The sequence below is a fragment of the Vibrio sp. B1REV9 genome (assembly GCF_905175395.2).
Taxonomy (GTDB): domain Bacteria; phylum Pseudomonadota; class Gammaproteobacteria; order Enterobacterales; family Vibrionaceae; genus Vibrio; species Vibrio alfacsensis.
Map to the genome: position 1 here is coordinate 1 of NZ_CAJIMW020000663.1, position 21973 is coordinate 21973.

Genomic DNA, 21973 nt, shown 5'->3' on the forward strand with positions numbered 1-21973 from the left:
TACTGCTTTCCGTTAAGAAAAGAAATATCTAATTGGATTATCATCAACGAGTGCCCACACAGATTGATAGGTCTATATTTTTAAAGAGCACACTCTGAAGTTCTCTTCAAAGTGGACGGCCATTTTAGCGAGATAACTTATCGTGTCAAACACTTTTTTAAGTTATTTCTCTGTGAGTTACTTCCTAACTCACTGACCTTGTTATCTCGGCTTCGCTTTGTTTGCTTTCCCGTGACAACGGAGGCGCATTATAGGGAGTTCGTTTAGGAACACAACCCTATTTTTCAAAAAAACTTATCTTTTTAGTTTGTTCGTATAGAAAACAATCAAAACCCGATAAAAGCGCATCAAAAAGGGGCTACCGCCCCCTAAACCTTGAACTTCGTCTCACTTTTCAGTGCATTGATACAATTACTGGTGAGCAATGATTTGGTCATTGTTCACAATCAACTGTACTTTCTTGTCTGGCAAGATTTGGCCAGCCAAGATTGATTTCGCTAATGGGTTCTCAACATTCTGTTGAATTGCACGTTTTAAAGGTCGCGCACCATACACGGGATCGAAACCAACTTGAGCAATCAAATCGAGTGCTTTCTCGGACACCTCTAACTGATAACCTTTTTCTTCTAGGCGTTTCGCTAGACGCTCTAGCTGAATAGAAGCAATCGACTTAATGTGCTCTTGGCCAAGAGGATGGAAGACCACGCTTTCATCAACACGATTTAAAAACTCTGGGCGGAAGTGTTTACTGACCACGTCCATCACTTCATTCTTAATACCTTGGTAATCCAGAGTAGCAAAGTTCTCTTGGATGCGAGCTGAACCTAAGTTCGATGTCATGATCACTACAGTATTACGGAAATCAACCGTTCTGCCCTGACCATCTGTTAGCCGACCATCATCCAATACTTGCAGCAGAATATTGAACACATCTGGATGTGCCTTCTCTACTTCATCTAATAGGATGACAGAATAAGGTTTACGGCGAACGGCTTCTGTTAAATAGCCACCTTCTTCATAGCCAACATACCCCGGAGGCGCACCAACCAATCTCGCCACAGAGTGTTTCTCCATGAACTCGGACATATCGATACGTACCATGGCATCTTCACTATCAAACATGAAGCTAGCGAGTGTCTTACATAGTTCAGTTTTACCCACGCCTGTTGGACCTAAGAATAAGAAGGAGCCAATCGGTTTGTTAGGATCGGATAAGCCAGCTCGACTACGACGAATTGCGTTAGACACCACTTCAACCGCTTCTGCCTGACCAATCACACGTTTGTGCAGCACCTCTTCCATGCGAAGCAGTTTTTCTTTTTCTGCTTCGAGCATTTTAGAGACGGGAATACCCGTTTGCTTAGAGAGTACTTCTGCAATCTCGTTGTCAGTAACCTTATTACGCAGTAGCGTCATCTCTTGCATTTCAGCTTGAGTAGCAAGATCGAGCTGTTTTTCAAGTTCAGGAATACGGCCATATTGCAGCTCCGACATGCGGTTTAGATCACCGGCTCGGCGTGCAAAATCCATATCCATTCGGGCTTGCTCTAACTCACTTTTAATATGTTGAGTGCCAGATAGTGCTGCTTTTTCAGCATTCCACACTTCTTCCAGCTCTGCATATTCACGTTCTTTCTCGTTCAACTCGTCGTTAAGCACGTCTAAGCGTTTTTCACTTGCTTCATCATGCTCGTTGCTCAGCGCTTGCTGCTCGATCTTAAGTTGGATGATTTTACGTTCGAGTTTGTCTAAAGACTCTGGCTTGGAGTCGATCTGTAGACGAATGCTAGAGGCTGCTTCATCAATAAGGTCGATCGCTTTATCGGGTAACTGGCGATCCGAAACATAACGATGCGACAAACTTGCGGCAGCAACGATCGCAGGATCGGTAATCTCTACATGATGGTGAAGCTCATAGCGCTCTTTCAAACCACGCAGAATGGCAATCGTGTCTTCTACTGTTGGTTCATCCACCAGCACTTTTTGGAAACGACGCTCAAGTGCGGCGTCTTTCTCTATATATTGACGGTATTCATCTAAGGTTGTTGCACCCACACAGTGAAGCTCACCACGAGCTAGTGCAGGTTTTAGCATGTTACCTGCATCCATAGAGCCCTCGCCCTTACCAGCACCAACCATGGTATGAAGCTCGTCGATAAACAGAATGACGTTACCTTCTTCTTTAGCGAGTTCATTCAATACCGATTTCAAACGCTCTTCAAACTCACCACGATACTTAGCTCCGGCAACAAGTGCCCCCATATCTAATGACAACACACGGCGACCACGCAGCCCCTCGGGAACTTCATTGTTGATAATGCGCTGAGCCAACCCCTCGACGATAGCGGTTTTACCCACACCTGGTTCACCAATGATCACAGGGTTGTTTTTCGTGCGGCGTTGCAACACTTGAATAGTACGACGGATTTCATCATCACGGCCGATTACCGGATCCAACTTCCCCTGCTCTGCGCGTTCGGTAAGGTCTATGGTGAATTTTTCCAATGCTTGGCGTAGCTCTTCTGCATTCGGGTCATTGACCTTTTGACCACCTCTGATCTTTTCGATCGCTTGGCTGACTTTTTGCTCGCTCAAGCCCATCTCTTTTAACAACTGACCAAGTGGGCCGCGATCTTCTAGTGCAGCCAGCAAAAAGACTTCAGACGAGATGTAGGAGTCCTGACGCTTTTGAGCTACTTTGTCACATAAATTGAAAAGTGTCCCCATAGAGCTAGACAACTGAACATCACCACCGATACCACTGACTTTAGGCAGTCGGTCTAGCATTTCGCTTAACTTAGAGCGTAAATGAGTCACGTCGACGTCTAACATCGTTAGCAGTGGACGAATTGGGCTACCGTTCTGATCAAGCAGTGCCACCATTAGGTGCACGGGTTCGATATATTGATGATCGCGCCCTAACGCTAGTGACTGAGCATCAGAGATAGCGATTTGAAACTTACTTGTAAATCTATCAAGACGCATATCTTCTTTCCTAACCTCAACTGGAGAAAATTCTTTTGACACTTAGAAAGATGGATACACAACGGAGGAATTTCAAGGGGAGAATAAATAAAGATAGCTTTGCAAAAATGACGCTATTCATCTCTGCCATTTTGCGGTGTAGTTAGTCTTCGATCCAAATAAAAGTCGCTTGTCGACCTGTCACCCCATCTCGACGATATGAGTAAAAGTCTTCTCTGTTTTGGAAAGTGCATAATCCGGAATCAAATACTTGAGTGACACCAGCTTTGTTAAGACGTTGAGTTGCAAGCTTAGACATATCAGCTAACCACTTACTTTCAACACCGCGGCTAGTGAATGCCTGATGAGCCTGAGAGTCGACATCCACAAAAGCTTGCAAAACATCCTCGCCAACTTCGAATGCGTACGGCCCAATTGCTGGACCAAGCCAAGCCATAACGTTACCTGAAAATAGATCTAACGCATTTTCTACAATACCATTTGCTAAACCTCGCCAACCTGCATGCACTGCCGCCACTTGAGTACCTTGAACGTTCGTCAGTAGCACTGGCAAGCAATCTGCTGTCATTGCAGAACACACCACATAACTTGACGAAGTGAACACCCCGTCAGCATCAAGTACTCGTTGAGTTGGAGCGTTCACTTGAGCAACAACAGTAGAATGGGTTTGGTTTAACCAAATTGGCGCAGTAGGCATATTAGCCTGTTGCACCAACCCGTCTCGGTTCTTTTCAACGATAGACAGATCATCCCCAACATGTGCACCAAGGTTTAACCCTTTATAAGGGCCACTCGAAAAACCTCCTACTCTTGTAGAGGAGAAGGCTTTTACGTGTTTCGGTGCAGACCAGTTAGGAACAATCGCTTTCATATTAGAACTCGTCAGGCAGACCGTATTCTTCTGTATCTTTACGCAATGCTTCTGTCATGATGACCATATCATCTGGAACTGGAGCGTGGAACTCTAGCTGCTCACCAGTAATTGGATGTTCAAAACGCAACATTACCGCGTGTAGAGCTTGACGATCAAAACCACGGATCATCGCCGTCAACTCTTCAGAAGCACCGGTAGGGATACGAGCGCGACCACCATATGCCGTATCACCTAGCAGCGGATGCTGTAGGTAAGACATGTGCACACGGATTTGGTGCGTACGACCCGTTTCGAGACGTAGACGAATACGCGTATGCTCACGGAAATGCTCCGCAACACGGTAATGCGTCACTGCTTCTTTCCCCATAGGGCTTACTGCCATCAAAGTACGTTTAGTAGAGTGACGACCAATAGGTTGCGCCACCTTACCACCCGCAGTCATACGACCGATCGCAATCGCTTCGTACTCACGCGTAATGTTACGCTTTTGCAACGCACGTACTAAACGAGTTTGAGCTGGTACTGTTTTCGCAACCACCATTAAACCGGTGGTGTCCTTATCCAAACGGTGTACGATACCTGCACGAGGCACTTCTGCAATGTCTGGGTAATGGTGCAATAATGCGTTAAGTACCGTACCGTCTGGCGTGCCTGCACCAGGGTGTACAACAAAATCACGAGGTTTATTGATGACGATGATGTCTTCATCTTCGTACACGATATCAAGAGGAATATCTTGCGCTTCCCAGCGCTGCTCATCTTCTAACTCGGCTTGCAAGGTAATTTCCTCGCCACCCATTACTTTGGTGCGAGGTTTAGTGACAATTTCACCATTCACTTGTACTTTCCCATCAAGCAACCATTCTTTCAGGCGCGAGCGAGAGAAGTCAGCGAATAATTCGGCGATAGCTTGGTCTAAACGTTGACCTAACTGGCTATCTTTTACTGTGTTGGTTAAAACAATCTGCTGAGCCATATCGAACTTTTTTAAAAACTGTGAGACTAATGCTCACGACTGTGGAAAAATAGACTATTACATCATTGTATCTGTTACTGGAAAGAAAGTAACGGCAGCTTAAGAAATATTTAGATTCAAGGAACAGACTCCTGATATGAAACGTCAGACTTTAATAGGCCTTTTAGCGGTATCCTTTCTGTTTGGTTGTGCAAGCAAAGAAGAAATCGTTCCTGATGTGCCACCATCTGAACTCTATGCAGATGCGCAAACTTCTCTGCAAAGCGGTAACTGGCTATCTGCCATTGAACAGTTGGAAGCACTAGACTCTCGCTACCCATTTGGTGCCTACTCTGAACAGGTACAACTTGATCTTATTTACGCGTACTACAAAAACGATGATCTTGCGTTAGGTTTAGCCACCATCTCTCGTTTTATGCGTTTAAACCCAACGCATTCTAAAATGGACTGGGTATTGTATATGCGCGGTTTAACCCACATGGCACAAGATCGCAATTTCATGCACGATCTATTCAGTGTCGATCGTAGTGACCGAGACCCTGAACCGGTAAAAAAAGCATTTGATGACTTCAAAAAGCTACTTGAGCGCTACCCGAATAGTCCATATGCAGAAGATTCACAAAAACGTATGGTGGCTTTGAAAAACCGTTTAGCAGAATACGACCTTGCAACCGCAGACTTTTACCTGCGTCGCGAAGCATGGATTGCTGCAATAAACCGCACGCAAGAGCTTCAAAAGGCATACCCTAATACTGAAGCCGCTCGCAAGTCTCTAAAAATCCAACTTGAAGCTTATAAACAACTTAAGCTCGATGATGCCATTGCTCACACAGAAGAGCTCATCAAGTTAAACCCTGTAAAATAAGCCTTACCGCCGCAGCTCAAACTGCGGCGGTTTCATTTTGTCTCCGCATTCAATTCCCCCGATAACTTGATGGTTTTTAAAGCACTACTTATGCTTAAAGTTCTCATTCACCGCCAACATGGACGTGAGCGTGGCACTATCAAAGTTATGGGTAAGTCTGATACTTCTCCTCTCCGCAACGGCTTTTTCATTAGAGCTGTCTCCTTTGAGACAACCGCCATACACCGGCGATCTCGATGTCATTAAAGAAAAAAATGTATTGCGGGTGTTAGTCTCTGCCGATTTAGGTTTTTATTATATTGAGGGTGGTGAACCAAAAGGCATTGGTGCCGAACTCTTAGCTCATTTTGAAAAAGAGTTACGCAAGATAAAGCCAAAACTCAACGTTCAAATTATCCCTGTATCAAGAGATGAATTACTTCCGTCATTGGAACAAGGTTTAGGGGATCTTGTCGTTGCAAATCTAACCATAACAAATGCACGTAAAGATAAAGTCGATTTTAGTGACCCTATTATGACGGGTATTGATGAATGGATCATCACGAATAAAGCAACTCCTGTCATGACTAATATAGACCAACTCAGTGGGAAAGAAATTTGGTTACGTGCCAGCTCCAGTTACTTCGAGAGTATTCAGGCTTTAAATAAGAAGCTCAACAAAAAGGGGTTAGCGCCTGTTGTTGTTCATTTCATCGAAGAAACACTCCAAGACTATGAGCTTGTCGGAATGCTCAATAATGGCTACGTAAAAGCCATCGTTCTCGACAGTCACAAAGCAAAGCTATGGATGAACGTCATGAATGACATACGTGCCCAAACAAAAATCCCGATCCGTACCGGAGGCAAAATTGCATGGGCAATGCGTCACGATAGCCCAGAGCTAATGAAAATAGTGAACAAATTCATTCGAACGTCTAAATCTGGCACGCTACTTGGCAACGTCATTTACGGTAAGTACATCAGCAACACAAACTGGCTCAATAAAGCGCTTAACCCTAAAAAAATCGCCCAGCTTGAAAAGCTCTCTTCACTATTCTCTCGCTATGCCGACAAATATGATTTTGATTATTTAATGGTTGCGGCGGTTGCTTATCAAGAATCAGGATTTGATAACAGTCTTGTTTCAAGTCGAGGTGCTGTGGGGGTCATGCAGATTCTGCCGAGCACTGCCAGTGATCCTAACGTCAATATAAAAAAATGTTCGTAACTTAGAAAATAATGTCCATGCAGGTGTGAAATACATGGCTTTTCTACGTCGATATTATTTTAGCGATGACGCCATCACTAAGCAGAACAAAATGTACTTTACGCTTGCGGCATACAACGCGGGGCCGGGTAATGTCGAAAGGATGCGTAAGCGCGCCGCGCAACGAGGGTATGATCCCAACATATGGTTTCACAATGTAGAAGTAGTCATGCGAAGTGGCTTAGGTGAAACAGTGAGGTACGTAACTAACGTAAATCGATATTACGTGATCTACAAACAGCTTGAGAGCCTAGATTTGGCTAAAAGCTTGGATAACGTACTGCTCGTACCTGACGATCCTGTTTTTATGACACCGTTGCGCAGGATTAGTCAAACGCCAAATACAAAAACATCGCTCTCTAATTGAGCGGCATCAAAAATGCTAATTTTCACAGAGACTTGGTTTCAAAGAAAATCTGTTTCAAAGAGAATGTGTTTCAAAGGGACTGAACTTCAAAAAACTATGCTTTGATATTAGCAGCCTTGGTATTAGCAACTACCCGAACAGATCGAGATGTGCATCACATTTTTATACTGGTCATTTTTTAACTAACGAAAATAACAGGTCGTATAAAGTCCCTAAAAACGGGGGAGTTTTCAGCTAAGTACTCTACTCAATGTAATGATTCTGCACTCGATAACAAGTACTTTTCACATTAATCACAATAGTTCTTGAGTGAGATCACATTCATTTTTTAACTCAAAAAATCAAACCAAAATAGTGATGCAGATCACATTATTTTCCTCTCAGAGCGGTAATCTGAATTCAACCCATGAGGGATGAAACAGAGGAAAATATTTATGACAATGAACATTACTGGTAAAAACATCGAAATCACCTCTGCAATCCGCGCTCATATTGAGAGCAAATTTAAAAAGCTGGAGAAATGGCAAGTCGACATCATCGGATGCCAAGCAACATTCAGTGAGGAACCAAATAAACAGAAGAAATTCGAAGCGGTTATTAAAGTACCTAAAGGACAACTAATCGCCTCAGCGACTCATGAAGACCTTTACGCAGCGATCAACGAAGTGGAGCAAAAATTAGAACGACAGCTAAACAAGCTAACCCACAAACCTGAAGCTCGCCGCGCAAGCAAACCTGAGCTAGTGGAAGAAGAAGAGTAAACTGACCAGATTGAGGAAATAGCGCCGAAAGGCGCTATTTTTTTGCTTGACGCTCTTCATCGGCTTGCTTATTGTGTTTAAACACTCACAAACTAAGCACTATTTATGCTATCAACCAACCTGTTTATTTTTGACTTCTTTTTCCTCCCATAGTTGGAGGGGCGAACTCGTTTGTGAAAGAAAAGTCAAAAACAAACAGAAAGCCTCCCGAAATGGGGGGCTTTTTTATAAGGAAAGAATTGATGACTGACCAACCTATTTCCCTAGAAGAAATTCGTTTACGTTTGAATGAACTTGATGACCAACTTCTTAGCTTATTATCAGAACGCCGCAAGCTCAGTATTGAGGTCGCCAAAAGCAAAGTTCAAACATCAAAACCGGTTCGTGATGCTGTTCGTGAACAGCAGCTTCTAGTAAAACTGATCACCAATGGCCGTGATAAATACGAACTCGACGCACAGTACATCACCAAACTTTTCCATACGATTATTGAAGATTCCGTTCTTCTACAACAAAGCTACTTACAAAACCTTGTTAATCCTCAGCAAAGTCGAAAGCCATTAGCTCGTGTCGCTTTCCTAGGGGCAAAAGGCTCATATTCTCATCTCGCAAGCCGTGAATATTTCAGTCGTAAAAACACCGAACTGATTGAACTCAACTGTGACCACTTCAAAGAAGTCACCCAAACGGTGGAGTCGGGTCATGCCGACTACGGCGTTCTGCCAATTGAAAACACCAGCTCAGGCTCTATCAATGAAGTCTACGACCTACTACAGCACACTACGCTATACATCGTTGGTGAGTTGACTCAACCAATCGAGCACTGCCTCGTGGCAACCAAAGACATTCGGCTTGAGAACATCAAAACGCTTTACTCACACCCTCAACCCCACCAGCAATGCAGCGAGTTTTTAAGCCGCATGAAAGGAGTGAAGCTCGAGTCTTGCGCAAGTACTGCAGATGCGATGCAAAAAGTCCAAGAATTGAATCGAGATGATGTTGCAGCCATTGGAAATGCGTCTAGTGGTAAGCTTTATGGACTACAAGCCATACAAGGTAACATTGCAAACCAGACCGAAAACCATACGCGTTTTATCGTGGTTGCCCGTAAACCGGTAGAAGTGTCAACGCAAATTCCAGCCAAGACGACACTTATCATGTCGACTTCGCAAGAGGCAGGCTCGTTGGTTCAAACACTATTAGTGCTTCAGCGCTACGGCATCAACATGACCAAGCTAGAATCACGTCCAATCATGGGTAACCCATGGGAGGAAATGTTCTATGTGGATCTCGAATCACACCTCGGTTCTACTGAAATGCAGCACGTTTTAGATGAGTTAACCAAGATCACTAAGCACTTGAAAGTATTGGGTTGTTACCCTAGTGAAAACATCAAACCAACCCAAGTAAAACTGAGTTAATTTACGGTGGTCGGTAAAAAGGACAAGCTAAGCAAAAAGAACATAGTAGGTAAAAAGATCATGGCAACCCAAAAAGTCGTAATTGCTTCCTTAAACCCTGCAAAAATCAAAGCGGTAGAAAGTGCTTTTCAAAGCGCTTTTCCAGAGCAAAGCTTTGAGTTTGTTGGTGTCAGTGTACCTAGTGAAGTCGCCGATCAGCCGATGTCGAATGAGGACACTCACCTTGGCGCATTGAATCGAGTTCGCAATGCCAAAGCTAAAATGCCAAATGCTGACTTCTATGTAGGCTTGGAAGCTGGGATTGAGGAAAACGTTACTTTTGCTTGGATGGTGATAGAGTCTGAAACTCATCGCGGAGAATCTCGATCTGCAAGCCTGATGTTGCCACCAGAAGTACTACAGAAGCTTAAGCATGCCAATGAACTTGGGGATGTGATGGATGAGGTATTTGGCACCGACAACATCAAACAAAAAGGTGGGGCGATTAGCCTGCTGACTCAAAACCAACTGACGCGCAGTTCGGTGTATCATCAAGCTTTGATTTTAGCGTTGATTCCATTTACGAACCCAGAGCACTTCCCTACCAACCTGTAACGAAACTAAAAAGAAAGTATTAAAAAGGGCGGAAAACTCCGCCCTTTCTGCTGTCTGTAACTCAGAAAGTTCGACTCAAAAATTATTGAGCGCCCTGCTCTAATAATGTCTTGAGTTTGTCTTTGTCGTCATCGGACTTCGACTTTAACTCATTCGAACCACGAGTGATGGTAGCAATCCCCACTCCAAGCATTTGACTGATTTGACGCTGAGAAAGCTCACCCTTTAGCAATTCACTAAGAATATTCACGCGTGCAATTAATGATTCTCTTTCATCCGGCGTCATTAGCATGGTCAACAACATCTCATGCTGATGATCGTTGGCACTAGAACGGATTAATTCGACAATCTGTTGCCAGTCTTTGTACTCTGGTTCGTGTGACATCAAGTTACCTCTTTCAATACTTGGTATTGATCTCTTGTTGGGTCAGAAACGAACCATCGACGCCCAAAAGATCACGGTAGTAGGTTTCAAACATCAAAATGTTTTGTACATAACCCCGCGTCTCTTTAAATGGAATGGCCTCAATAAAGGAATAAGCATCCACTTTTCCTTGCGTTCGCTCTCGCCATGTTTTTACTCTGTTTGGTCCTGCATTATAAGCAGCAAGCGCAAAAATACGATTATTATCGTAATCTTCCATCAAACCTTGCAGATAGTGACTTCCAATTTCTATGTTCTTACCCACATTATAGAGTTCTTCGGTACCTTGATATTTCAGCTTGTATTTACGCGCAGTATATTTCGCCGTTGCAGGCATGATTTGCATAAGGCCTCTCGCCCCTACGGGTGAACGCGCTTCTGAATCTAACGCACTTTCTTGTCTTGCTAACGACATCATCGTGATTGGATCAATATCATGTTTCTCCGCATAGAAGTTAAACCACCAACGGTGCGCTATTGGGAATCGCAGTGGAATATTGTCCCACATTTTAGCTTGAATACTCGCCGTTACCGTCAGATTGTGCCAACGCTTTGAAGAAGCATAAGCGGCCAACATAGCTTTTTCTTCTTTTGACACGCGTCTTAGTAAATGCGCCCACTCACTTTTAGCTGCGGCAATTTTGTCCGTTTCGATCAACTCCTCAATACGTCCTAACGACCGTTGATAGGGTTGGATAACGTTCTTATCTAACTTAAGAGTACTGGATGGGTATTTTATGGATTGACCAATTGCATTTGCCGCAGCCACGCTGTAAAAATTCCGCTCACCAACCAATTTAGCGAGGCGTTGTTTACCCGTAACCTCATCCCCCAAAGCTATCTCGCTTCGTCCTTGCCAATATTGCCATTTCAATGATGCTTGATGTTTATCATCGAGCACTTCGATCCACTTCTGTACACCACGCCAATCCCCATTTTGAATCGACAGACGAATACGGCTTTCAACTAATGGTAAATGTTGGCTCGTTTTGATTTTGTCATCACGCCATTTCGCCAATGAATCAGACTCGGTACGAATCAAACGAATTGCGATGTAATCGGCCAGTGCTTGTGCTTTCTCAGGGGAAAACTTCTGACCTTTCACAACATCAGCGTAAGCTTCTTGCGCCCTTTTGGTATCCTTACGCGCTAATTTTTCTAACGCGTATTCACTCTGAGCACGGTTGAATTCATTCGCTGGTTGCTTCTTGGCAAATGCAGCGACCGTTTCTGGCTTATCGAACAGCGCTTTCATTGCCTTGGCCTGCTGTTTCGCTTTAGCTGATTCGGGTAATTTCTGCAGATAACTCATCAAACCGCCGTTACGCGCATCAAACGCCAGCAACATTCGTTGAAGAATCAATTCGTCAGTGCGTTCACCCGCTTTGTCCCACGCGGAAAACAACGGGTCACATTCGTCAGCAATGCTCTTGCCACGTAACCACATGTGCTCAGCCCCTTTAAAGGCCGCAACTTGTTTCCCTTGTTCTAGCTGAGCGACATAAAAGATACATTGATAACGCTCACCACTAGGTTCCACTTTCTGGAACTCTGTAATGGTTTCCCAGTCTTTTTGACGATAGAGATTATTTAAGTAAGGAGCGCGAATCCGGCGAGAGAATGGAAACGCGTCATGCTCACTGATAAATTCATCAACTTGTTGTGGTGATTTACTCGAGAGTTGCCTCAGAAATACCCGATAGTCCACATAAGGCGTCAGTGGGTAATTGGCGATTTGAGATCGAATGGATAAATAACCATCGATATCATTCTTATCTAATAGGCTTTGTGCTTGCTCATACACTTGGCGTTGTTTTTCCAAACTTGGCGCAGCATTCGTTGTCACGCTAACCGCACACAAAGCGGCTGCATAACATACTTTCTTAGCCAATTCAGGGACGTTGAATTTCATGTGCGTCATTTTCCTCAGACGTTATTTTATATCTCTATTACAGGCTTTACTAAAAAGGCGGTGTAAGCCAGATAGATAATTCCTTATATGCATCTATTTACATCGTATCTGCCTCTGATTGTAAAGCGACTTGATGTAATAAATGTTGTACTCGTAAAACTTTAGAGCCCTTAAACTCAAATAGATTCCCATCAATTCAACCATCAAAATGAACGATTGGCTTTGATTTAAAGGCGAACAAGAAAAGTGTATACCCTAACGTTGTGAGTTTCCGGTCAGCAATGAATAAGAAATCACACTCGGTAGGAATTTCTTGCAATGCGGTAACAAAACTCAGGGAGTTGGTATAAAATGGTGGCTTTGATTGACAGTTAATTTAGGAACGATCGGCAATGGCTGAATACGTATATACCATGTCGCGGGTGAGCAAAATCGTGCCACCTAAGCGTCAAATTCTTAAAGACATCTCTCTAAGCTTTTTCCCTGGTGCAAAAATCGGTGTTCTAGGTCTGAACGGCGCAGGTAAATCAACGCTGCTACGAATCATGGCGGGTATCGACACTGATATCGATGGTGAAGCACGCCCACAACCAGGTCTTAACGTCGGTTACCTTCCACAAGAACCGGTTCTCGATGAGTCTAAAACGGTTCGTGAAGTGGTTGAAGAAGCCGTTGCGGATGTTGCTGGCGCACTTAAGCGTTTAGATGCGGTATATGCGGCATACGCTGAGCCTGACGCTGACTTCGATGCTCTTGCAAAAGAGCAAGGCGAGCTAGAAGCGCTGATCCAAGTAAAAGATGGCCACAATCTAGACAACGCGCTAGAGCGCGCGGCTGATGCTCTTCGTCTTCCTGAATGGGATCAAAAAATCGCGAACCTTTCAGGTGGTGAACGTCGCCGTGTAGCAATCTGTCGTCTTCTTCTAGAAAAGCCAGATATGCTACTACTCGACGAACCAACCAACCACTTGGATGCGGAATCTGTTGCATGGCTAGAGCGCTTCTTGGTGGACTACACTGGTACTGTCGTTGCGATTACCCACGACCGTTACTTCCTAGATAACGCAGCAGGTTGGATCCTAGAACTTGACCGTGGTGAGGGTATTCCATGGGAAGGTAACTACACCTCATGGCTAGAGCAAAAAGATGCGCGTCTACAACAAGAAGCGTCTCAAGAAAAAGCTCGTCAGAAAACTATCGAGAAAGAACTTGAGTGGGTTCGTCAAAACCCTAAAGGTCGCCAAGCAAAATCTAAAGCTCGTATGGCACGCTTTGAAGAGCTGCAAAATACTGAGCACCAGAAACGTAACGAAACCAACGAGCTGTTCATCCCGCCAGGTGAGCGTTTAGGTGATAAAGTTATCGAAGTGAAGAACCTAACTAAGTCATTCGACGGCCGCGTTCTTATTGATGACCTATCATTCAACATGCCTAAAGGTGCGATCGTGGGTATCATCGGTGCCAACGGTGCGGGTAAGTCTACGCTATTCAAGATGCTAAGTGGCACTGAGCAACCAGATTCAGGTACGATTGAACTGGGTGAAACAGTGAAACTGGCGTCTGTTGAGCAGTTCCGTGACTCAATGAACGACAAAAACACCGTATTCCAAGAGATTTCTGAAGGCGCTGACATCATCAAGATCAACAACTTCGAAATCCCAGCTCGTGCTTACTGTTCACGCTTCAACTTCAAGGGCTCAGATCAACAGAAGATCATCGGTGAGCTATCTGGTGGTGAGCGTAACCGTGTGCACCTTGCTAAACTGCTTAAAGCTGGCGGTAACGTACTGTTACTCGATGAGCCAACCAACGACCTTGACGTTGAAACACTGCGTGCACTAGAAGAAGCTCTACTAGAATTCCCTGGCTGTGCAATGGTTATCTCGCATGACCGCTGGTTCCTAGACCGAATTGCTACGCACATCATCGACTACCGCGATGAAGGTCAAGTTAACTTCTACGAAGGTAACTACAACGAGTACATGGAATGGCTGAAGAAGACCCTTGGTCCTGAAGCCGCTGAACCACACCGCATCAAATACAAGCGCGTATCGAAGTAATATCGTTTATACGGTAGGTGTGCGGTATATCACCTTACACTTACCTGTGCTTGTAATTCGTACAAAGGTCGCTATCATAGCGACCTTTGTTGTATATGTTGCATAAATGACTCAGATTGATATTTTTTCAATATTAAATTTGACCTTTCGCGAACGTTACCTTGTGCTTCCTCGACATTTTCAGAACAATAATTGAACAATTTTTATTCTGTTTGATATAGTCTTCAGCTTCTTTGATGACTTATGAGATAGCTCTATGACAGAGAAACGACGCTTTTCACGTATTATCTATCAAGTTCCTGCTCTCATAGAGCAAAATGACTTAGCTCTAGAGGCGACGATTCAAGACCTTTCATTGCACGGCTTACTGCTAAAAGTGACAAAGGTAACTGAACTTGATACGTCTCATCCGGTAGGTATTCGTTTCTCATTTATTCAATCTGAACAAGTAATTCAACTGATTGCTAGTATCGTTTCAATAAATAGTCATGAAGTTCGATTAAAGATTATCAACATAGACATCAATAGTATTAGCCAATTAAAACGATTTATAGAATTGAATATAGGCAATAACGAGCTCCTGAATCGAGAGTTAGAGCATCTTTCAGATTTAGGGGAAACAATAAAAAATTGAATGCCTAGTAACAATAACCATGTCTAAACAAAATACCACGCAAACCCCAACCACAGACGGGCGTAAGCAATTTAAATTGGGTCGCCTTTCGACCCTTACAATTTGTGTCTCTTTCATTGCATTACCTGCCGTTATTGGTGGGGCTTGGCATATGAACCAACAGCAAGTTCAAAATGCAGAAACACTCAATCAAGCAATAGCAAAACTTGAAAGCGAAAAAGCACAAATCACTGCGCTGTATGAGGAGCAATTGGATACCAACCACACGCTTTCTCAATCTCTCACTGACAAGAACAATCAAATTCAATTACTTGGGAAGCGAGTTTTTGATGTGGAATCCGTTCTAGGTTTAGCTGATGAAGAATTAGCCAGTGAAGAAAATAGCCTCGCATTGGAAGAACGCATTGATGCCGCAGCGATAGATTCAGCAGTTCGTGCGACCATGTTCCGATTAATTCCAAACGATAGCCCGATGACTTACCAACGAATTTCATCTTCCTATGGCAGTCGTGTCAATCCAATATCAGGGAAGCGCCATGTCCATACTGGTATTGACCTCACCTGTAAACGTGGTGAACAGATCCTTGCTCCTGCAGATGGCGTAATCGAGACCGTTCGTCCTAGCAACAAAGGTTATGGTAACTATTTAACTCTGCGTCATTCATTCGGATTTTCAAGCTCTTACGCACATTTGAGCAAGTTTAACGTTAAGAGTGGACAGTTTGTTAGTAAAGGGGATGTGATCGCACAATGTGGTAACTCTGGAAATTCAACTGGTCCACACCTTCACTATGAAGTCCGTTTTTTAGGGCGAGCTCTAAATCCTCAATATTTGATGGATTGGACGCCAGAAAACTTTAACTACGTGTTTGAAAAAGAAAAGAAAGTGAAATGGGGTCCATTGGTGCAGTTGATTGATAATGTCGTTCGCCTGCAAATCAGCCTAACCAATTCACCTTACCGTGATACCAGCATCAGCACAGTATCCAGCGAAGAGAAGACCGAAACCGCGACCAACTGAGTCCGCTCTTTGGTGCTTTTTACTAAACCTCAAACATAAAAAAGAGCAGCGAATAAGCTGCTCTTTTTACATTCAAAATCTGTTCTTATCCACGATGGATATTGTCATTTGCCTGTTTGAGCAAGTTCTGACTTTCGTTCATGAATTGCTGCGAGTAATCACCAAACCAGTCACTCACTTGTTCGAAACTTTCGACAAACTCAGCCTTATCTTGACTGTCTAAAACAGACAAAGCTTCACCAAAGCGTTGGTGGAACCGCTTAATCATGTCGATGTTCTCTTGCGATGAAAGAATGATATCACCGTAAAGATTGGGATCCTGACCGAACAGACGCCCTACCATTGCTAGCTCCAAACGATAAATCGGCGAGCTCAGCTTTAATAGTTGTTCGATGTTCGGATTCTCTTTGCTTAGGTGCATGCCGTAAGCAAAGGAAGTAAAGTGACGCAGCGCCTGAATCAAAGTCATACCATGATCGTGCTCTTGCGCATCGATTTGGCACAAGCTTGCGCCCCAAATTCCAAACTGTTGCAGTAGCCATTGGTATTGCTCGCTACCACGACCGTCACAGTAGACAATCACCTGCTTAGCTAGGCTCGGTACATCTGGGCCAAACATTGGGTGCAAACCAACAACCGGACCTTGGTGCACATTCAACATTGCTTGCAGCGGCTTAGACTTGATAGAAGTCAGGTCACACAAAATGCAGTCTTTTGGCAGGTTACCGAGCTTCTCAATCACACCTTCTGTTAGGTGAATCGGCACAGTAACCACTACCAGACCCGCATCTTTTAGAATGTCATCAGCATGATCCCAGTCTTTGCTGCCTAGCACTTTGACTTGGTAGCCAGATAGTTTGAACATTCGGCCAAACAGACCACCTAATTGACCATTACCACCAATAATGACCACAGAGCGCAATTCTGGGTTCAAACACTTAAAACCGGAATCTTTCTCGCTGGCATAAGACTCACGCATTGTTCGACGAAGAATGTCTTCAATCAGCTGTGGAGGGATCCCCATCTTTTCAGCTTCAGCTCGTCGTGATGCCAGCATTGCTGCTTCACGATCTGGGGCATAAATTGGCAAACCGTGTTCGCTTTTTACTTCACCCACTTTCTCTACTAGCGCTAAACGCTGAGCGAGTAGCTCTAGCATTTGCTTGTCGACTGCATCAATCTGATCGCGTAATGCGTTAAGTTCAACTGCCATTGATGTTCCTTAAATCCCGTGTTGTTAGCCTTTTAGACGATTCTCTAAGAAAGGCACCAGCTCTTCGTGTGCATGACGTAATAGTGCCTCAGTTGAATCCCAATTGATACATGCGTCGGTGATCGATACGCCGTATTTCATCTCTTCAAGAGCTAGGTCAGAAGATTGATTACCTTCATTGATATGGCTCTCAATCATCAAGCCGATAATCGACTTATTACCTTCACGAATTTGATGAATCACGTCTTCTGCAACTAATGGCTGGCGGCGGTAATCTTTACGTGAGTTTGCGTGGCTACAGTCCACCATCAATGAAGCGTCAAGACCAGACTTCGCCATCTCTTGTTCACACTCATTAACCGATACTGAATCGTAGTTAGTTTGTTTACCGCCACGCAGAATCACGTGACCATTCGGGTTACCTTGCGTTGTCAGAAGCGCAACTTGGCCTTCACGGTTAATACCCATGAAACGGTGGCTAGAAGAAGCCGCTTGCATCGCGTTGACAGCGGTTGCCAAACTGCCGTCCGTACCATTCTTAAAGCCGATAGGCATAGAAAGACCACTTGCCATCTCACGGTGTGTTTGTGACTCAGTCGTACGAGCACCGATCGCAGCCCAGCTAAAGGTATCCGCAAGGTATTGCGGGCTGATTGGATCAAGCGCTTCTGTTGCCAGCGGGATTTCCATCTCTGCCAATTCAACCAGCAGTTCACGACCAACATGCAGGCCGTGTTCAATGTCGAAGCTGCCATCTAGGTGTGGGTCATTGATCAGGCCTTTCCAACCAACCGTGGTTCGAGGTTTCTCAAAGTAAACACGCATTACAATATACAGTTGATCGCTTAGTTGTTCTGAAAGCGCTTTTAGACGCTTAGCGTAATCCTTCGCTGCCTCTACGTCATGGATAGAACATGGTCCACATACAATGAGTAGACGATGATCTTTTTTGTGAATGATGTCAGCGATGGTTTGACGAGACTCTTGAATAAAACGACGCGCTTTTTCACTAAGAGGAAGCTTCACTTTTAGCTCCTCTGGTGTGATCAGAACTTGTTCTTCGCTGATGTTGATGTTGCTCAATTCACTTCTTTGCATAACTTTGACCTGTATATTTATGTTTACGACCAACCAATCCCTTGGTGAGACAACTAAGCCTTATCAACAAGATAACAGGCCATAAAAGAATTACAACCGTACACAATAAAAAACATTTACTGTAAATTTAAATTTACACACAAAGAAAAACCGAAATGCAGAGCACTTCGGCTTTAAATGGATGTTTTAGAAAGTTTACGTCTCACCCTGAACAAACCATTATTCAGGGGTGAGATAACTAGCCAATCAATCGCTTCATAGCTTCAGAGGCATCTTTCCACTCTTGCGAAAGTTTTAGCTCGCTTAGAGAAAAGCTCTGTTTCTTCAACAAGGCATCAGCTAGGGGAACAGAAGTGATTGGTAGATTATCAAGCACCTCAACTTGCGCATCGCGCTTATTACAAACCAACAGCATATCGCAGCCAGCGTTTAATGCTTGTGCGCCACGTTCGGCAGGGCCACCCATAATTGCAGCCCCTTCCATGGTCAAATCATCAGAGAAGATCAAGCCTTTAAAACCCAGTTGCTGGCGCAGGATTTGTTTGAGCCAGTATTCAGATCCACTCGCTGGTTGGTCATCATAGTTTGGAAAAATGACATGAGCAGGCATCATCGCATCCAAGATGCCGGCTTCAATTTGCGCTTTGAAGATAGCCATGTCTTGCTCAAAGATATCGCTACGCTCGTCGTATGGTGTTTCTAAGTGTGAATCAGCAATCACACCACCATGACCTGGGAAATGTTTGCCCGTAGTCGCCATGCCGACACTCTTCATGCCCTGCATGTAAGCGGAACTGTGACGCAAAATTGTGTCCATATCCTCACCAAAAGCTCGGCTGCCGATCGCTTTGCATTGATGACCTTTATCCAGCACTGGTGCGAAGCTCAGGTCAATGTCATGAGCAATCAGCTCTGCTGCCATCAACCAACCGCCCATGCGTGCTAACTCTTCACTATTTTGATGTTTGGCATATTCGTCTGCCGCTGGAATAAGTGAGAAGCCATCACGGAAACGCTGAACACGTCCACCTTCTTGGTCAACACCAATCAAAATCGGACGTTTCGCCGCTTTACGGATCGATTGGGTGAGGGCTTGAAGCTGCTTACTGTCGTGGTAGTTGCGTGTAAATAAAATCAAGCCACCAACCGTTGGATGTTCCAAAATTTCTCTGTCTTCTGCAGTCAGTTCGTAGCCTGCAACATCAACCCATAACGGTCCCATTGTTTCTCCTCAAAATCGGCTGAATATCTCGTATTCGATGAGGTTATTCGCTTCAGAATTGCTTTACAATAAGTGAATCGAAGAATTGACGGAATCGGCTGTGAATCTTAACAATCTGTACATTGGCGTGATGTCTGGAACCAGCATGGATGGCGTAGATACCGCACTAGTTGAAATTGAAAATAACCATGTTCGCTTGATCGCACACGATGATTACCCAATGCCCGCTCATATTAAGCAAACTCTATTATCGGTTTGTACTGGGCAAGACACGAACCTTAAAGCCATTGGTGAACTCGACCACCAACTTGGGCACCTGTTTGCTGATGCAGTCTTACAACTATTAGATAAATCTGGCTATTCCGCTGAGCAAATCCGAGCCATTGGCAATCATGGTCAAACCGTGTTCCACCAGCCAACTGGCGATCTTCCCTTCACCACCCAACTGGGCGATGCCAACATCATTGCGGCTAAGACTAGCATTGATACCGTGGCAGATTTTCGTCGTAAAGACATGGCATTGGGCGGTCAAGGCGCACCACTCGTCCCTGCTTTCCATAAAAGCATTTTTGCCATGCAAGATTCCACCACCGTGGTGCTTAACATCGGTGGTATTGCCAACATCTCAGTACTGCACCCGGAACAAGCAGTGATTGGCTACGATACTGGTCCAGGTAATATGTTGATGGACGCATGGTGTGAACGACACACTGGACAAAGCTTCGACAAAGACGCGCTATTTGCTCTGCAAGGCAATATTGATGCGGCTTTACTGGCTCAATTCTTAACAGAACCTTACCTTACCATGCCGGCACCAAAGAGCACTGGCCGAGAGCTGTTCAATACCGATTGGTTGAATAAACAGATAGCACTTCACAATGCCTCTGCGCAAGATGTACAACGCACACTTTGTGAGTATTCGGCGGTGACTATTGCAAACGAGGTTGAAAAGTTCACTCATGGTCAAACGCCTCAGCTATTAGTGTGTGGTGGTGGTGCGAGAAACCCACTACTCATGCAACGCTTGATAGAACTCCTACCTCAGTGGCAAGTCGCAACAACGAACGACAAAGGTGTGGATAGCGACTATATGGAAGCCATGGCGTTTGCTTGGCTTGCTCAGCGACACATCAACGGATTGCCGAGCAATTTACCGGAAGTGACTGGTGCAAGCCGTCTTGCTTCCCTCGGTGTGCTTTATCCTAAAAACTAAATGCGTTGTTCCAGATACAGCGACAAAAATAATCGAAATCAGTATTCAAAAGGCTTAAACCACTATGACAAATGACGCGCTTATTGCTGCTCTTGCCCACCTTGTATCAGAGGGGCGTAACCCAGATACAATGGACATCGACTTGCTGCCATCTTTAGACATTGTTCAACGTCTTAACCAACAAGATAAACTCGTTCCGCTCGCGGTGGAAAAAGTGCTGCCAGAAATCGCCCTCGCGGTGGACAACATTACCGACGCATTTAAAGCTGGAGGTCGTTTGGTTTATATGGGAGCTGGTACCAGTGGCCGCTTAGGCGTGCTCGATGCATCGGAATGCCCGCCAACGTTTGGCGTGTCTGACAAAATGGTGATTGGTCTAATCGCTGGCGGACCAGAGGCCATCCTCAAAGCGAAAGAGGGCGCGGAAGACTCTCCGATGTTAGGCGAGCAAGATTTGAAAGACATCGAGTTCACCAATCGCGACGTCGTGGTCGGCATTGCCGCCAGTGGTCGCACACCTTATGTAATTGGCGGTTTGGAGTACGCCAATGAGATTGGCGCGACAACGGTAGCGCTATCTTGTAATCCAGATTCTCCAATTGCAGACATTGCTAAAATCGCTATTTGCCCAGTAGTCGGGCCTGAAGCATTGACGGGCTCAACACGTTTGAAATCAGGCACTGCGCAAAAACTGGTTCTGAACATGCTGACCACAGCAAGTATGATCCGTTTAGGTAAGAGCTATCAAAACCTGATGGTGGATGTCAAAGCAACCAACAACAAGCTCGTCGCACGAGCAGCGCGTATTGTGATGCAAGCGACCGATTGCAGCAAAGAGCAAGCAACTGAAGTACTTAAACAGACTGATTACGAAGTGAAGTTAGCGATTTTAATGATCCTGACCGATCTTGATATCGATTCCGCTCGGACACATCTACATCATCAAGACGGTTTCCTACGTAAAGCGGTAGAAAGCCACCAGCCCAAATAACTGAGTCGAACTTATCTAACCTCAACTTGGGATAACCTAAGCCATTCAAAACCAAAAGGAGACAACAAGGTCTCCTTTTTCATTTAATATCAATCA

The 21973-nt window shown here is 44.6% G+C and carries 17 protein-coding genes, 1 pseudogene and 1 other annotated feature; of the genes and pseudogenes, 10 read left to right on the top strand and 8 right to left on the bottom strand.

Annotated elements, in window-relative coordinates; all coding sequences use genetic code 11:
- Window positions 1-411: 411 nt before the first annotated feature.
- The 3 genes from clpB to rluD form a co-directional block, all read right to left on the bottom strand.
- Complete coding sequence (gene clpB / locus KHN78_RS04860) at window positions 412-2985, bottom strand: ATP-dependent chaperone ClpB (RefSeq protein WP_211920048.1); 2574 nt, start codon at window positions 2983-2985, stop codon at window positions 412-414.
- Between the two features lie 142 nt (window positions 2986-3127).
- A complete protein-coding gene (pgeF, locus tag KHN78_RS04865; RefSeq protein WP_211920049.1) occupies window positions 3128-3856 on the bottom strand; it encodes a peptidoglycan editing factor PgeF in 729 nt (242 codons plus the stop codon).
- 1 nt (window position 3857) lies between these two features.
- Complete coding sequence (gene rluD, locus KHN78_RS04870; RefSeq protein ID WP_128811585.1) at window positions 3858-4835, bottom strand: 23S rRNA pseudouridine(1911/1915/1917) synthase RluD; 978 nt, start codon at window positions 4833-4835, stop codon at window positions 3858-3860.
- Window positions 4836-4971: 136 nt separating this feature from the next.
- Between rluD and bamD the strand changes: the two genes are divergently transcribed.
- The 5 genes and pseudogenes from bamD to yjjX all read left to right on the top strand — a co-directional run bounded on the left by bamD (window position 4972) and on the right by yjjX (window position 10089).
- Window positions 4972-5700, top strand: coding sequence for an outer membrane protein assembly factor BamD (gene bamD / locus KHN78_RS04875; RefSeq protein ID WP_128811586.1), 729 nt, complete (start codon window positions 4972-4974; stop codon window positions 5698-5700).
- A gap of 118 nt (window positions 5701-5818) precedes the next feature.
- Window positions 5819-7313, top strand: a pseudogene (locus tag KHN78_RS04880) (transglycosylase SLT domain-containing protein).
- Between the two features lie 434 nt (window positions 7314-7747).
- Window positions 7748-8074, top strand: coding sequence for a ribosome hibernation-promoting factor, HPF/YfiA family (gene hpf / locus KHN78_RS04885; protein ID WP_128811587.1), 327 nt, complete (start codon window positions 7748-7750; stop codon window positions 8072-8074).
- Window positions 8075-8181: 107 nt separating this feature from the next.
- Window positions 8182-8303, top strand: a sequence feature (Phe leader region).
- A gap of 13 nt (window positions 8304-8316) precedes the next feature.
- Window positions 8317-9495, top strand: a complete 1179-nt coding sequence (pheA, locus tag KHN78_RS04890) for a prephenate dehydratase (RefSeq protein ID WP_211920050.1) — start codon at window positions 8317-8319, stop codon at window positions 9493-9495.
- Between the two features lie 60 nt (window positions 9496-9555).
- The gene (gene yjjX / locus KHN78_RS04895) at window positions 9556-10089 is read left to right on the top strand and encodes an inosine/xanthosine triphosphatase (RefSeq protein ID WP_211920051.1); all 534 of its coding nucleotides are present in this window, start codon (window positions 9556-9558) and stop codon (window positions 10087-10089) included.
- Between the two features lie 82 nt (window positions 10090-10171).
- On the opposite strand, the gene trpR is transcribed toward yjjX, so the two are convergent.
- Both trpR and sltY read right to left on the bottom strand, forming a co-directional pair.
- Window positions 10172-10474: a trp operon repressor gene (gene trpR, locus KHN78_RS04900; RefSeq protein WP_128811590.1), complete on the bottom strand. Its 303-nt coding sequence runs from the start codon at window positions 10472-10474 to the stop codon at window positions 10172-10174.
- Between the two features lie 13 nt (window positions 10475-10487).
- Window positions 10488-12434 (bottom strand): murein transglycosylase, encoded by a 1947-nt coding sequence (gene sltY / locus KHN78_RS04905; protein ID WP_211920052.1) that lies wholly within the window; start codon window positions 12432-12434, stop codon window positions 10488-10490.
- 383 nt (window positions 12435-12817) lie between these two features.
- Between sltY and ettA the strand changes: the two genes are divergently transcribed.
- From ettA to KHN78_RS04920, 3 genes are all read left to right on the top strand, one after another.
- The gene (gene ettA, locus KHN78_RS04910; protein WP_211920053.1) at window positions 12818-14485 is read left to right on the top strand and encodes an energy-dependent translational throttle protein EttA; all 1668 of its coding nucleotides are present in this window, start codon (window positions 12818-12820) and stop codon (window positions 14483-14485) included.
- Window positions 14486-14741: 256 nt separating this feature from the next.
- On the top strand, window positions 14742-15119 hold the full coding sequence (locus KHN78_RS04915; RefSeq protein WP_211920054.1) for a PilZ domain-containing protein: 378 nt from the start codon (window positions 14742-14744) through the stop codon (window positions 15117-15119).
- 19 nt (window positions 15120-15138) lie between these two features.
- Window positions 15139-16140 carry a M23 family metallopeptidase gene (locus KHN78_RS04920; RefSeq protein ID WP_211920055.1) on the top strand — a complete coding sequence of 334 codons (1002 nt, stop codon included), beginning with the start codon at window positions 15139-15141 and terminating at the stop codon, window positions 16138-16140.
- Between the two features lie 85 nt (window positions 16141-16225).
- On the opposite strand, the gene tyrA is transcribed toward KHN78_RS04920, so the two are convergent.
- The 3 genes from tyrA to nagZ form a co-directional block, all read right to left on the bottom strand.
- Window positions 16226-17353, bottom strand: a complete 1128-nt coding sequence (tyrA, locus tag KHN78_RS04925; protein WP_128811594.1) for a bifunctional chorismate mutase/prephenate dehydrogenase — start codon at window positions 17351-17353, stop codon at window positions 16226-16228.
- A gap of 24 nt (window positions 17354-17377) precedes the next feature.
- Window positions 17378-18451, bottom strand: a complete 1074-nt coding sequence (locus KHN78_RS04930; RefSeq protein WP_211920056.1) for a 3-deoxy-7-phosphoheptulonate synthase — start codon at window positions 18449-18451, stop codon at window positions 17378-17380.
- Between the two features lie 238 nt (window positions 18452-18689).
- Window positions 18690-19673 (bottom strand): beta-N-acetylhexosaminidase, encoded by a 984-nt coding sequence (gene nagZ / locus KHN78_RS04935; RefSeq protein ID WP_211920057.1) that lies wholly within the window; start codon window positions 19671-19673, stop codon window positions 18690-18692.
- Between the two features lie 100 nt (window positions 19674-19773).
- Between nagZ and KHN78_RS04940 the strand changes: the two genes are divergently transcribed.
- Entirely contained in the window at window positions 19774-20886 is a 1113-nt protein-coding gene (locus KHN78_RS04940; RefSeq protein ID WP_211920058.1) for an anhydro-N-acetylmuramic acid kinase, read from the top strand.
- A 64-nt stretch (window positions 20887-20950) separates the two neighbouring features.
- Window positions 20951-21877, top strand: coding sequence for an N-acetylmuramic acid 6-phosphate etherase (gene murQ / locus KHN78_RS04945; RefSeq protein ID WP_211920059.1), 927 nt, complete (start codon window positions 20951-20953; stop codon window positions 21875-21877).
- Window positions 21878-21973 lie beyond the last annotated feature (96 nt).

Coding starts and splice junctions, on each gene's coding strand:
- clpB (WP_211920048.1), bottom strand. CDS start 2,985: ATGCGTCTTGATAGATTTACAAGTAAGTTTCAAATCGCTATCTCTGAT.
- pgeF (WP_211920049.1), bottom strand. CDS start 3,856: ATGAAAGCGATTGTTCCTAACTGGTCTGCACCGAAACACGTAAAAGCC.
- rluD (WP_128811585.1), bottom strand. CDS start 4,835: ATGGCTCAGCAGATTGTTTTAACCAACACAGTAAAAGATAGCCAGTTA.
- bamD (WP_128811586.1), top strand. CDS start 4,972: ATGAAACGTCAGACTTTAATAGGCCTTTTAGCGGTATCCTTTCTGTTT.
- hpf (WP_128811587.1), top strand. CDS start 7,748: ATGACAATGAACATTACTGGTAAAAACATCGAAATCACCTCTGCAATC.
- pheA (WP_211920050.1), top strand. CDS start 8,317: ATGACTGACCAACCTATTTCCCTAGAAGAAATTCGTTTACGTTTGAAT.
- yjjX (WP_211920051.1), top strand. CDS start 9,556: ATGGCAACCCAAAAAGTCGTAATTGCTTCCTTAAACCCTGCAAAAATC.
- trpR (WP_128811590.1), bottom strand. CDS start 10,474: ATGTCACACGAACCAGAGTACAAAGACTGGCAACAGATTGTCGAATTA.
- sltY (WP_211920052.1), bottom strand. CDS start 12,434: ATGACGCACATGAAATTCAACGTCCCTGAATTGGCTAAGAAAGTATGT.
- ettA (WP_211920053.1), top strand. CDS start 12,818: ATGGCTGAATACGTATATACCATGTCGCGGGTGAGCAAAATCGTGCCA.
- KHN78_RS04915 (WP_211920054.1), top strand. CDS start 14,742: ATGACAGAGAAACGACGCTTTTCACGTATTATCTATCAAGTTCCTGCT.
- KHN78_RS04920 (WP_211920055.1), top strand. CDS start 15,139: ATGTCTAAACAAAATACCACGCAAACCCCAACCACAGACGGGCGTAAG.
- tyrA (WP_128811594.1), bottom strand. CDS start 17,353: ATGGCAGTTGAACTTAACGCATTACGCGATCAGATTGATGCAGTCGAC.
- KHN78_RS04930 (WP_211920056.1), bottom strand. CDS start 18,451: ATGCAAAGAAGTGAATTGAGCAACATCAACATCAGCGAAGAACAAGTT.
- nagZ (WP_211920057.1), bottom strand. CDS start 19,673: ATGGGACCGTTATGGGTTGATGTTGCAGGCTACGAACTGACTGCAGAA.
- murQ (WP_211920059.1), top strand. CDS start 20,951: ATGACAAATGACGCGCTTATTGCTGCTCTTGCCCACCTTGTATCAGAG.